This is a genomic window from bacterium (assembly GCA_012517375.1).
Classification (GTDB): Bacteria; Hydrothermota; Tepidihabitantia; order B3-TA06; family B3-TA06; genus JAAYVC01.
This window is the reverse complement of record JAAYVC010000018.1, coordinates 23,080-33,841: the sequence shown is the minus strand read 5'-3', so window position 1 is coordinate 33,841 and position 10,762 is coordinate 23,080. Positions and strand designations below refer to the sequence as shown.

12 protein-coding genes and 1 pseudogene are annotated in these 10,762 nt (G+C 48.8%); 4 read left to right on the top strand and 9 right to left on the bottom strand.

What is annotated here, in order from left to right; genetic code table 11:
* Together GX441_02505 and GX441_02500 are read right to left on the bottom strand one after the other, a co-directional pair.
* On the bottom strand, nt 1–621 hold a 621-nt coding region (locus GX441_02505), incomplete at its 3' end, for an STAS domain-containing protein (GenBank protein NLI97514.1).
* A gap of 30 nt (nt 622–651) precedes the next feature.
* The gene (locus GX441_02500) at nt 652–1,083 is read right to left on the bottom strand and encodes an STAS/SEC14 domain-containing protein (GenBank protein NLI97513.1); all 432 of its coding nucleotides are present in this window, start codon (nt 1,081–1,083) and stop codon (nt 652–654) included.
* 293 nt (nt 1,084–1,376) lie between these two features.
* Here GX441_02500 and GX441_02495 point away from each other — a divergent pair, with 293 nt between their 5' ends.
* A complete protein-coding gene (locus GX441_02495) occupies nt 1,377–2,528 on the top strand; it encodes a hypothetical protein (GenBank protein ID NLI97512.1) in 1,152 nt (383 codons plus the stop codon).
* Nucleotides 2,529–2,655: 127 nt separating this feature from the next.
* Here GX441_02495 and GX441_02490 read toward each other — a convergent pair whose 3' ends face one another.
* The 3 genes from GX441_02490 to GX441_02480 form a co-directional block, all read right to left on the bottom strand.
* A complete protein-coding gene (locus GX441_02490) occupies nt 2,656–3,054 on the bottom strand; it encodes a hypothetical protein (protein NLI97511.1) in 399 nt (132 codons plus the stop codon).
* Nucleotides 3,055–3,302: 248 nt separating this feature from the next.
* On the bottom strand, nt 3,303–3,701 hold the full coding sequence (locus GX441_02485) for an STAS/SEC14 domain-containing protein (GenBank protein NLI97510.1): 399 nt from the start codon (nt 3,699–3,701) through the stop codon (nt 3,303–3,305).
* Nucleotides 3,702–3,893: 192 nt separating this feature from the next.
* The gene (locus GX441_02480) at nt 3,894–4,292 is read right to left on the bottom strand and encodes a hypothetical protein (GenBank protein NLI97509.1); all 399 of its coding nucleotides are present in this window, start codon (nt 4,290–4,292) and stop codon (nt 3,894–3,896) included.
* Between the two features lie 325 nt (nt 4,293–4,617).
* Here GX441_02480 and GX441_02475 point away from each other — a divergent pair, with 325 nt between their 5' ends.
* Together GX441_02475 and GX441_02470 are read left to right on the top strand one after the other, a co-directional pair.
* Entirely contained in the window at nt 4,618–5,769 is a 1,152-nt protein-coding gene (locus GX441_02475) for a hypothetical protein (protein ID NLI97508.1), read from the top strand.
* 6 nt (nt 5,770–5,775) lie between these two features.
* A complete protein-coding gene (locus GX441_02470) occupies nt 5,776–7,203 on the top strand; it encodes an acyl-CoA reductase (GenBank protein NLI97507.1) in 1,428 nt (475 codons plus the stop codon).
* 36 nt (nt 7,204–7,239) lie between these two features.
* Here the strand turns inward: GX441_02470 and hypE are convergent, their stop codons facing one another.
* Genes hypE through GX441_02455 form a run of 3 tightly spaced genes read right to left on the bottom strand, consistent with a single transcriptional unit; the run spans nt 7,240 to nt 9,569 of the window.
* Nucleotides 7,240–8,244: a hydrogenase expression/formation protein HypE gene (gene hypE / locus GX441_02465; GenBank protein NLI97506.1), complete on the bottom strand. Its 1,005-nt coding sequence runs from the start codon at nt 8,242–8,244 to the stop codon at nt 7,240–7,242.
* Nucleotides 8,234–9,343: a hydrogenase formation protein HypD gene (hypD, locus tag GX441_02460; protein ID NLI97505.1), complete on the bottom strand. Its 1,110-nt coding sequence runs from the start codon at nt 9,341–9,343 to the stop codon at nt 8,234–8,236. Before hypD ends, hypE begins: the two co-directional genes overlap by 11 nt.
* Entirely contained in the window at nt 9,336–9,569 is a 234-nt protein-coding gene (locus GX441_02455; GenBank protein NLI97504.1) for a HypC/HybG/HupF family hydrogenase formation chaperone, read from the bottom strand. Before GX441_02455 ends, hypD begins: the two co-directional genes overlap by 8 nt.
* Before the next feature lie 98 nt (nt 9,570–9,667).
* Here GX441_02455 and GX441_02450 point away from each other — a divergent pair, with 98 nt between their 5' ends.
* Entirely contained in the window at nt 9,668–9,883 is a 216-nt protein-coding gene (locus GX441_02450) for a hypothetical protein (GenBank protein ID NLI97503.1), read from the top strand.
* A 489-nt stretch (nt 9,884–10,372) separates the two neighbouring features.
* On the opposite strand, the pseudogene GX441_02445 reads toward GX441_02450, so the two are convergent.
* Nucleotides 10,373–10,659: pseudogene (locus GX441_02445) on the bottom strand (GIY-YIG nuclease family protein).
* Nucleotides 10,660–10,762: the final 103 nt, after the last annotated feature.

The following is a 10,762-nucleotide window of genomic DNA, read 5'->3' as shown; positions in this document are numbered from 1 at the left end:
GTTAATTTCGAGATTCAGGTATTCGAACGCCCACTTGAGCCCTTCCGACAGGTTTGACAGGGTCTCGACATCCGATAAATCCACCCCAAGATGTACGATTGTCTGGGCAACGTCCGGTCTTATGCCCGTTATAACACAGTCGGCTCCAAGAAGCTTTACGGCAGAAACCGTCTTTAATATGTGGTTTGCAACAGCCGAGTCAACTGTAGGCACGCCCGTGATGTCCAGAATCGCCACCCTTGTCTGGGTCGCCGCAATGTCAGTCAATAGAGATTCCGTAAGCCTTTGCGAACGTCTTGTGTCCAAAGTTCCAATCAGAGGCAGTACGAGTACCTGGTCCCATATCTTTATGATGGGGGTGGAGAGCTCCTCTATAGCCTTGCGCTGCTGTTCGATGAGGTCAAGCTTCTCCTCGAGTTCCTCTGCGCGCTTGCGGCTTTCGGTGATCGTCTCGCCCATATCGGCTATAAGCACTTTTACCCCTGTCTCAACGCCGGTCAGCGCGTCGATATTCTCCTCATTAAAGTCGAACTCAACATCGAATCCGCCGCAGGCCGCCTGAGAGAGAATCTCTTCCATCCTTGCAAGCCTTTCCTCCAGGTCTTTTATCGCTTTAGGCATGTTTTGCTCCTCATGAGACAAAGGATTATACTATCTTTGTGTTGCCAGAGCTTTCTTATCCAACGCTTTTTGCTCTCTAATCCAGGCTAAGGCTTCTTCCTCGCTGTCGAAGAACTTGAAGTCTTTACCCCGTCCTTGAGCGGACATGACTATTTGGGCAACCATTCGAATAACCGGCTTTGCGCCAAGGAGTGCCATTTTCTTGAAATGCACCAGATCACCCTTTTCCTTGGCAATCTTTCGCTCTTCCTTGCCAACCATTTTCTGTGCCTCGTCGTATAACCAACCGACGACGTAGTGCTGCTGTTCTGGTGTATACTTGGTAGCCTCGTTATAGAACCGCTCGAGGGACTCCACGTCGAATCTTTCGTAGATTTCTCCACGAAGTACACCTTCCTTTTCATCGTACCAGAGTTTGAACTTTTCTTTCGCCATAGTAGTCTCCTGAAGATTTATGTTCATAAACCCTCCTGTATTTTTAGAACTGGTTTTATCCGCTCAGTATTACCCACACATACCTGAATTTAGAAAACACAATATAGTAACACTTTTTAGGTCTTTGTCAAGTGTTTTTTACGAGTTAACAATAATCGAAAAAAAGACTTGACACGTAAAAGAAATCTTCTAAAATACAAAAATAGGGCTAAAAGATAATTTTCATAAATCAGTTGGTGTTTTGAGTACAGCTTCGTATGCGGGGTTGGGCGCTTGATAAAATTAATAATAACGTTTTACGCGTTATCAAGGAGGATTTAATGAGCGAGAAATACACAACGAACTCCGAATTCGTCCAGTCCCTTGCAAAAGACATAGAAAATTTCATAAAAAACGGAGCTGAACAATCCGACGCTGAGAGCGAGAAGGTGTTCAACGATTTGTCCATGAGGCTCTTTGAATACCAGTACAACGCTAACCATGTCTATCAAAAGTACTGCGACAAACGCGGGGTACGGCCCGAAATGATCAACGAGTGGACGGATGTCCCTGCGGTACCAGCTGCCGCCTTCAAGGAAGTGGAGCTGCGCACGTTTCCAGCGGAAGAAACGGTTTTGTTCTTGACCAGTAGCGGAACAACCAATCCGGAGAAGCGTGCAAAGATCAGTTTCAACGAACCTATGCTTAAGATATATGACCAGGTTGGCATAAGCATCAACGACAGGGGTTTGTACAAATCTGCCGATGAGAAGCTTCATGCAATTGTTCTCGGCCCTAATCCCGACGAGATGCCCAGTGTGGCTATAGGAATGCGCCAACTGAAGATAAGTGTGGACAGGCACTCGAAAGGAAAGCCTGAATTCTTCATCAAGCCTACCGGATTCGATTTTGCCGGGCTTGCGGAAAAACTGAGGCAAGTGGAGCGCTCAGGCGAACCTTGCGTGATGGTGGGTGCAACTTTCGGGTATGTTCACTTTTTCGACTACTGCGAGGCGCAGGGTATCTCATTCAAGCTTCCAGAAGGGAGTCGAGCTATGGATGGCGGAGGCAACAAGGGAAAGGGAAGAGAGATATCGAAAGAGGAGTATTTGAGGCTTGGAGAAAAGATACTTGGCATCCCCCCCGATCATCTGATTAATCTATACGGCATGACCGAGATGCAGGCGGCGTATTTCGACAATGTTTTCTACAACCATGTGAGAGGCATCTCCGAACCGCGCTACAAGATGATCCCTCACTTTGCACGGGTTGTTGTCGTTGACCCCGACACCCTAAAGCCTTTACCTAAAGGCGAGCGGGGCCTGTTGCGCCAGCACAGCGTGGCTAATCTCGTGACCGTACAAGCCGTTCAAACCGATGATATGGGCTTTGAGATAGGTTCCGGTTTCGAGGTAACAGGACGCGCCAGGGATGCGGAAACCCGCGGCTGCTCTATCGCCTACGACGAACTCATATCGGCGCAGCGGGCATAGGATTCTAGGATCTTTGCGAGCCACCTAAGCGCTTTTTTGCTTGCAGATAAATTAAACTCGGGAATAAAACCTATTATCGGATTGTTATTGAGTTCTGAAACCTAGTTCCAGTAATTAGACGAAGGAATTAGCTTGCTTGAGCCTTTTTATCCTTCTCTTTCTCCGCTCTAATCCAGGCTAAGGCGTCTTCTTCACTTTCGAAGTACTTGTTGTCTTTCCCTTTTCCTACGGCGATCATTATGATGTTGGAAACCATGCGCACAATCGGTTTAGCGCCAAGGTTCGCTATTTTTTTGAAATGGGCAGTTTTGAATTTCTCCTTCGCAAGCATGCGCGCATCCTTGTCGGGCATTTGCTGTGCGTCGCAGAATACCCAGCCGATGATGTAATGCTGCTGCTCAGGAGTGAACTTGGAGATTTCCGCAAAGTACTCTTCGAGTGTTTCTATATCAAATTTCTTGTATATCTCTGATCGAAGAACCCCCTCCTTCTCGTCGTACCAAAGTTTGAATTTTGTTTCTTCCATAATATATTACCTCCTGGAAATTCATACCTATTAACCCTCCTGTGCAGGGAATCATTTCGTAGTTTCTATATTACCCACACATGTCCGATTCGAGAAGTACATTATATTAATCCTTTTTAGTTTTTTGTCAAGGGCTTTTGCATGTTAAGATTAATTTTGACTGGACTTGGTGCTGGAAAAACGTCCTGAACGATATCGGCAAAAAGCTGCAAATAACGGAGTGTCTTTTATAGGGCAGGGACCATTCATCACTTAAGCGCGGTTTTCTTTTCCAATTCTTTCTGTTCCCTAATCCAGGCAATTGCTTCTTCCTCGCTAACGAAGAACTTGACGTCCTTTCCTCGACCCTGGGCGGTTAAAACGATACTTGCGACCATGCGGATTACCGGTTTGGCGCCCCATATAGCCGCCTTTTTGAAGCGTACAAGCCCGGCTTTCTCTTTGCCAATCCTGCGCTCTTCCTTGCCGGGCATTTGTTGAGCGTCGTCCAATATATGACCGACAATATATTTCTGCTGTTCCGGCGTGTATTTTGACAAGTCGGCGCTGATCTCTTCTAGCGTTTCTGCGTTGAATCTTTCGTAGATTTCTCCACGAAGCACCCCTTCCTTTTCATCATACCAGTGTTTGAACTTCGGTGAAGCCATTGCTGCCTCCTGGAGTTTTGAATTTTTATTTCTCCTGTGCTTAAGTTAGTTTTACAAGACTAAAATCATCTGAATAAAATGCTAATATCTTTCAGTCCGGCTTAAGATTTTTATGAGCAAAATCAATCTTTCTCAACTCAACTGACAATAAACTTTTCGAACAAAATAAAACACGGTCCGGGAAACCTAGTTCTATAAGCTTGCAGCCTTTTTAGCTAGGTTTTTCTGCTCTCTTAACCAGGTTAGGCCTTCTTCGACGGTATCGCAAAAGAAGAAGTCTTTCTTCCGTCCAATAGCTGTGATTACTATGGTGTAGACCATGCGGATTACGGGTTTGGCGCCAATGGCAACCACTTTTTTGAAGTGCAGATCCTTTATCTTCTCCTTCGCAATCCTGCGCGCTTCCTTGTCGGGCATTTTCTGAGCGTCATCGTACATCCAGCCGATAAAATAACTCTGCTGTTCGGGTGTGTACTTTGAAACTTCCGTAAAGTACTGATTGAGGGTTTCTACGTCGAAGGTTTCGTAGATTTCTGTCTGAAGCACCCCCTCCTTTTCATCATACCATACCTTGAACTTTTCTTTCGCCATGCTAGCCTCCTGAGAGTTTAATGTTATTAATCCTCCTCTATTAAGAATCAATTTACCATATTCAGCATTACCCACACATACCAGATAGCCGCAAAGTACATTATAGTAGTAATTTTTAGGTCATTGTCAAGCGTTTTTTTACGAATTAAGGACTACTCTAAAAAAGACTTGACACGAAATAGAAATTACCTAAAATAAACAGCAGGGCTAAACGATAATCTATCTCCTAAGACAGCTGGTGTTTCTGGAGCAGCCTCGTATGCGGGGTTGGGCGCTTGAAACGATCTGAAATTAACGTCTTATGCGTTGATGCAAGGAGGATTTAATGAGCGAGAAATACGCCTCGAAGTCAGAGTTTGTTCAATCCCTTGGAAATGATATAATTGATTTCATAAAAAAAGGAGCAGAACAGTCTAATGACGAGAACGAAAAGAAGTTCAACGAGCTGTCCATGAGGCTTTTTGAGTACCAGTACAACGCGAACCAAATTTATCATAAATACTGTGAAAAAAAGGGTGTAAAACCCGGAATGATAAAAGCGTGGACGGATGTTCCTGCCGTTCCTGCCGTGGCTTTCAAGGAAGTCGAACTTAGGACCATTTCGGATGAAGAGACGGTGCAGGTGTTGACGAGCAGCGGAACATCCAATCCCGAGAAGCGCGCGAAAATAAGCCTTAACGAAACGCAAGTCAAGATACGCGAACTGAACGGCGAATATCTCAAAGACCGAGGATATTACAAATCCCGGGACGAGAAGATCCATGCCTTGCTCCTGGCGCCCGATCCGGAGCTCATGCCCAGCGCGGCGGCAGGAATGAGTCAGATAAAGATTCTTGTAGAAGGGCATTCAATAGGGAAGCCTGAGTTCTTCATAAATCCCAAGGGATTCGATTTTGCAGGGCTTGCGGAAAGACTGAAGCTTGCGGAGAAAACCGGCGAACCTGTGTTTATTGCAGGAGCCACCTTCGCGTACGTCCACTTCTTTGATTTCTGCCAGGCGCAGAATATCAGCTTCAAGCTTCCCGCGGGAAGCCGCGCCATGGACGGCGGCGGCAACAAGGGAAAAGGAAGAGAACTCTCCAAGGAAGAGTACAGGAAGCTGGCCGGAAAGACGCTGGGCATACCTGAAAGCCACATGATCAATCACTACGGCTTGATAGAGATGGAAGCGTCGTACGTCGACAACGTCTTCTACAACCACGTAAGAGGGATTTCCGAGCCGCGCGCCAAGATGATCCCTCACTTTGCCAGGGTTGTGGTGGTTGATCCCGATACCCTGAAGCCTTTACCTAAGGGTGAGCGTGGATTGCTTCGCCAGCACAGCGTGGCAAATATGACATCAGTACAAGCGGTTCTGACGGATGATATGGGCTTTGAGACAGGTTCCGGCTTCGAGATAGTAGGACGTGCCGCCGGCTCAGAAACGCGCGGTTGCTCTATTGCCTACGACGAACTCATATCGGCGCAGCGGGCTTAGAAGGTTATGATGCCAGAAACAACAACACTGCCTGCCTTTTATATTCCCGGACTTGAAGAGTCCGATTTTAAGGAGTTCGTTCCGCTCGAGTTCGGCTACGACGGCATCAGGGTTAAAATGAATGCGCCAGTGCTTACCCCGGATATCTTAACGAAGACCATCGACTCGCTCCTTGCGGCGCGCGAAGAGTATTTGGTCAAAAAACCAGTGTTGGAGATAGCCGAGACCATAGGCAAGGTTGTCGAATTGTGGAGGAATCCGGAATATCCTCTCCGCAGGCTTGCCGTGAAACTTTTGCCCGTCATAACAAGATTTTCCGCGCCGATGGTTGAGCTCACGCTTGGAGGAATCAGCGCGATGTTTTCAACTGAAAATCTCAAACTCCTTCTTGAGGACGAGTTCGAAGACCCCCTCGTGCTTGATGAGTTCCGGCCCCGCAAAAGATCAGGCGGATACATAAGGGCTTACGGCCCTTCCCTGACCACTATAGTATTCGCAGGCAACGCGCCCGGCGCGTCTATGTTGAACACCATCTACTCCCTGCTACTGAAATCGGCAGTGCTTGGGAAGTCCGCATCCGAAGAACCCTTGTTCGCTACGCTCTTCGCCCGGTCCATAGCCGAGGTTGACCCGCAGCTCGCGCGCTGCGTAGCCATGGTTTTATGGAAGGGCGGCAACGAGGAGATAGAGCGGCTGGCGTTCAGCAGATCCGATGCGGTGGTCGTTTACGGCTCTGAGCATTCGGTCAACGATGCACGCAAAAGGGTTCCTCCCGATGTCAAACTCCTCTCCTACGGCCATAAGCTGAGCTTCGGCGTAATAGGCCGCGAAGCCCTCTCGGCGGAAAGAGTAAAAGACACTGCAGCGAACGCGGCAGCCAACGTGTCCATGCTCGACCAGCAGGGCTGCGTCTCTCCGCATGTCTTCTACACAGAGGAAGGCGGAGAGATAACTCCCAAGGAATTCTCAGGATACTTGGCAGAGGCGATGGAGCAGTTCAATCAGCGCATCCCTCGCGGACGAATAACGCCCGACGAGTCCGCCCATATAAACCAGCTTCGCGGCTCCTACGAGTTTCGCGCGTTCGGCGACGACGGCGTAGCCCTTCACATGAGCTCTCAAGGTACATCGTGGACCGTTATCTACGAACAGGATCCGACTTTTGTTCCCTCCTGCCTCAACCGGACAATCCGCGTAAAACCGGTCAAGGACGTGATGGATGTCGTCCGCCTTGTCACGCCTATTAAACAATACCTTCAGACGATGGGCGCCGCTCTGCCCGAGGAACGTTTAATGCCTCTTGCCGAGGAGATGGGTAAGCTTGGTCTGGACCGTATCCCGAAACTGGGCGAAATGGCGGGTCCATCGATTTTGTGGCGTCACGATGGAAGATTTAATCTTCTGGATTTTGTCAGATGGACCGGCATAGAGTAGGCGCCTGAATTACAGAACTTATTGAAATATTGAGGGTTAGCAGATGCGTGGTAGCTGTTCGCCCTCTAAGATGAGGAGCGGTCGTTCTGAACCCAGAATAGTATCCAGCCACAAGCCGGCGGGAGCGGTCCGCACCTCGCCAATAATGCCAGCTGTATCGCTTCCTTTTTTTCTCATAATATCGAGGGCTTTATGTGCATCTTCAGGGTTTACAATAGCAATCAGACGGCCCTCGGAAGCAAGGTAATAAGGGTCGAGTCCCAGCATTTCCGCTACCCCTTTGACCTCTGGATTGAAAGGTGCGTCTCGTTCGTGAATGAGCATTCCCAATCCTGAGGCATCGCATAACTCGTTAAGGGTTGTTGCAAGCCCGCCGCGGGTAGGGTCGCGCATGACCTTAATGTCCACGTCCGCCTGAATCAACGCATGAACGAGCGGCCACACGGGGGCGACATCGGAACGAATATTCTGCTTTAATCCGAAGTTCGACCTGGAAAGGACGACAGACGCTTCGTGATTCCCGACTTCTCCGGATACGAGAATGGCATCGCCCGGCTCAATCCGTTCAGACGCAAAAGTACGCTCGTGTTCGAGCACACCGAACCCTGTGGTAGTGATGTAGCACTCATCCTTCTCTCCCTTTTCTATAACCTTCGTATCTCCTGCAATTAACTTCATTCCTAACCTGTCCAACTCCTCAGCCATTGAAGCAACAATCCGTTCGAGCACATCAAGGCTTATTCCAGCCCTCAGCACGAAGCCTGCCGTCATAAATCTTGGCTTTGCTCCTTTTACAGCAAGGTCGTTAGCCGTACCGCATACGGCTAGCTTTCCGATGTCCCCTCCTGGGAAAAACAAAGGCTCAACAACGTGCGCATCGGTCGTCAAGGCAATCCTGCCTCGCTCCACGGGAAGTTCTGCAGCGTCTTCCAGTCTTTCAAGAATCGGATTCCCTAAGTATTTAAGAAATAGCTCCTTAACCAACCGTGCCGTTTTGCGTCCGCCTGAGCCGTGACCGAGTCCTATGACACTATCTTTCATATTTATAATATGCGGCGCATGCACCCTCGGAAGAGACCATGCATGGGCCAACCGCTTTCTCAGGCGTACAAATTGTTTCAAACAAAGGGCATTCCAGAGGCAGTATCCTTCCCAAGAGCACGTCCCCGCAGCGACAAGCTTTGGAAGCTCCACTATCCCTGTAACTTACTGGAGCAAGCCCGAGTTTGCACTCGACATCGAAATTCTTCCACTCATCCTTTAACTTCAAACCCGTGTCTGGAATCACTCCTAAGCCGCGCCATACCGAATCCTTAGCGTCGCACATACCCTCAATCAATCCCAGGGCATTGGGGTTTCCTTCAGAAGTGACCACCCTCTTGTATTGGATTTCAAGCTCAGGCTTTCCGTTACTTATCTCGTTTAACATCATGAGTATCGCTTCGAGTATATCCAGGGCCTCAAAACCTGCAACAACCGACGGTCGCTTGAACTCATCGACGAGAAACCGGTAAGGTTGGGTTCCAATTATCGCACTTACGTGACCTGGAAGAAGGAAACCATCGATATTGAGCTCAGGGTGCGAGGCAATCATCCTCAATGCCGGAGGTATCAATTTGAACGAGGAGTATATAGAGAAGTTACGTATTTTCCGTATCTTAGCCTCGGCTACTGTCGCCAGAACGGTCGGAGAAGTGGTCTCGAAACCGACGCCCAGGAAACAAAATTCCTTCCCTTTTTCCCTCTCCGCCATATCGAGAATGTCAAGTGCTGAATATACGACCCTTATATCCCTACCACTATCCCTTTCCTCCGCAAGAGACCCTTTTGTTCCCGGTACGTGGAGCATGTCGCCGAAGGTTGCTACGACCACATCTTTCATATTTGCTAGAGATATAAAGGCGTCTATCTCCTCATCCGGCGTAACGCAAACAGGGCAGCCGGGTCCTGAAAGTAGTTTAATCTTGCCCGCAAGCGCTTTTCTTATGCCCGTTTTCGAGATTGCGTGGGTATGAGTGCCGCATACCTCCATGAAAGTAAAGGACTTATGAGCTTTCACCCTGATGCGCTCAATCAACCCTTTTGCAAGTTCTGCATCGCTGCCCAGTCTTTTCAGTATCTCTGTAAGTTGTTCACTCATCGAGAGTTGCTTCGGTTTTGATAAGCTCTTCTATCATTTCAAGGGTTTCTTTTGCGTCCTCTTCGGATAGTAGTTTTATCGCAAATCCAGCATGTAGAATAACATAATCGCCTACCTTTGCCTCAGGAAGCATCACGAACGAGGTCTCCCTCACGACTCCCTGATAGTCCACCTTGCCCTTATCTCCGCTTAACTCAATGACTTTCGCAGGAATTCCTATGCACATGGTAGAATTATAGTCGAGTTGAATGAAAGGTCAAGCGCCGCGCCTGGAAGCTGGTCAAAAGCTAGTCAAAAGATGGACAAATAGCCACCAGAGGTGGCATGGCCGAACGAGCGCTCGAAGCACAGACGAGCGCTGGAAGCGCATGCATTCGGCTCGAAGCCTACAGCTTCGGCAGGGCTATTTCGATAAAAGGGGTAAAAAAACCACCAACCCTTCATATGGGGGGCTTTAACTCAATAAATCAGCACTATTGCCTTGCCTCCTTTATTAAGGGAGGCGGCCGACCCAGAGGGTCGGCCGTGGCGATCCCATAGCACGGCGCTAAAAAACTGAGTCGGCGCCATATTTTTCAGGTCTCTGCTATGAGATTGCTCACTGCGTTCGCCCTGAGGAGCCACGTCCTAACGGTTACTCCTTCGCGATGACGGATAGGGGTCCCCTTACCTTGATGGGACAGAGTGGCCCCAACATGGCCAGTGGATAAAGGGGAGGATGAATTAGTATCAACTAAACTCTCATTTACACCCCCACCCTACCCTCCCCCGTCAAGGGGGAGGTATAATTATTTCCCCCCTCCTTGATGGAGGGGAGAGGGGGGAGCTCCAGGGGAGCGCGGGGTGAGGGCGAAATGTGTTACGGGCGATGACTTTCAGGGAAAGTCGGGAGAAGTTTTCCTTTGAACCGAAAAGATAAGGACAAACTCCAAACCATCCTCCGGGCGATCGGGCTGGGTTAATGAAACGCGTCAGCGCACGGGGGCACCGGAAATATGCGGAGCTGATGAAAGGTCAGATGTTGCATTTTCAGGCCGAAATCTCCTCCCACAAATCGCGCCAGGAAGGGTTCAGGGATTCCACAAGCCCTATCTTCCTCCTTCGCGTTCCCGCCTTTATCTGCTTTTCCCTTTCAATCGCGCTCAGGGGGTCTGAGAATACTTCGTAGTAGACGAGTCTATCGAGTTTGTACTTTTTATAAAACCTTCAACGAGCTTCTCCTTGTGTTCGTAAACTCGACGGATGAGGTTATTTGTCACCTCCGTATAGAGAACATTGCGGTAGTTATTGGTCATGATGTAGACGTAGTATTGCATTGCCTTTTTCTTTGTCATTGCGAGCCTTCGAAGAAGGCGTGGCAATCTCCTGGCAGAAAGTCAGAATACATGAGCGAGTGCCATATGCTCAGAAAAAGTGCTG

Coding starts and splice junctions, on each gene's coding strand:
- GX441_02500 (NLI97513.1), bottom strand. CDS start 1,083: ATGAACATAAATCTTCAGGAGACTACTATGGCGAAAGAAAAGTTCAAA.
- GX441_02495 (NLI97512.1), top strand. CDS start 1,377: ATGAGCGAGAAATACACAACGAACTCCGAATTCGTCCAGTCCCTTGCA.
- GX441_02490 (NLI97511.1), bottom strand. CDS start 3,054: ATGGAAGAAACAAAATTCAAACTTTGGTACGACGAGAAGGAGGGGGTT.
- GX441_02485 (NLI97510.1), bottom strand. CDS start 3,701: ATGGCTTCACCGAAGTTCAAACACTGGTATGATGAAAAGGAAGGGGTG.
- GX441_02480 (NLI97509.1), bottom strand. CDS start 4,292: ATGGCGAAAGAAAAGTTCAAGGTATGGTATGATGAAAAGGAGGGGGTG.
- GX441_02475 (NLI97508.1), top strand. CDS start 4,618: ATGAGCGAGAAATACGCCTCGAAGTCAGAGTTTGTTCAATCCCTTGGA.
- GX441_02470 (NLI97507.1), top strand. CDS start 5,776: ATGATGCCAGAAACAACAACACTGCCTGCCTTTTATATTCCCGGACTT.
- hypE (NLI97506.1), bottom strand. CDS start 8,244: ATGAAAGATAGTGTCATAGGACTCGGTCACGGCTCAGGCGGACGCAAA.
- hypD (NLI97505.1), bottom strand. CDS start 9,343: ATGAGTGAACAACTTACAGAGATACTGAAAAGACTGGGCAGCGATGCA.
- GX441_02455 (NLI97504.1), bottom strand. CDS start 9,569: ATGTGCATAGGAATTCCTGCGAAAGTCATTGAGTTAAGCGGAGATAAG.
- GX441_02450 (NLI97503.1), top strand. CDS start 9,668: ATGGCCGAACGAGCGCTCGAAGCACAGACGAGCGCTGGAAGCGCATGC.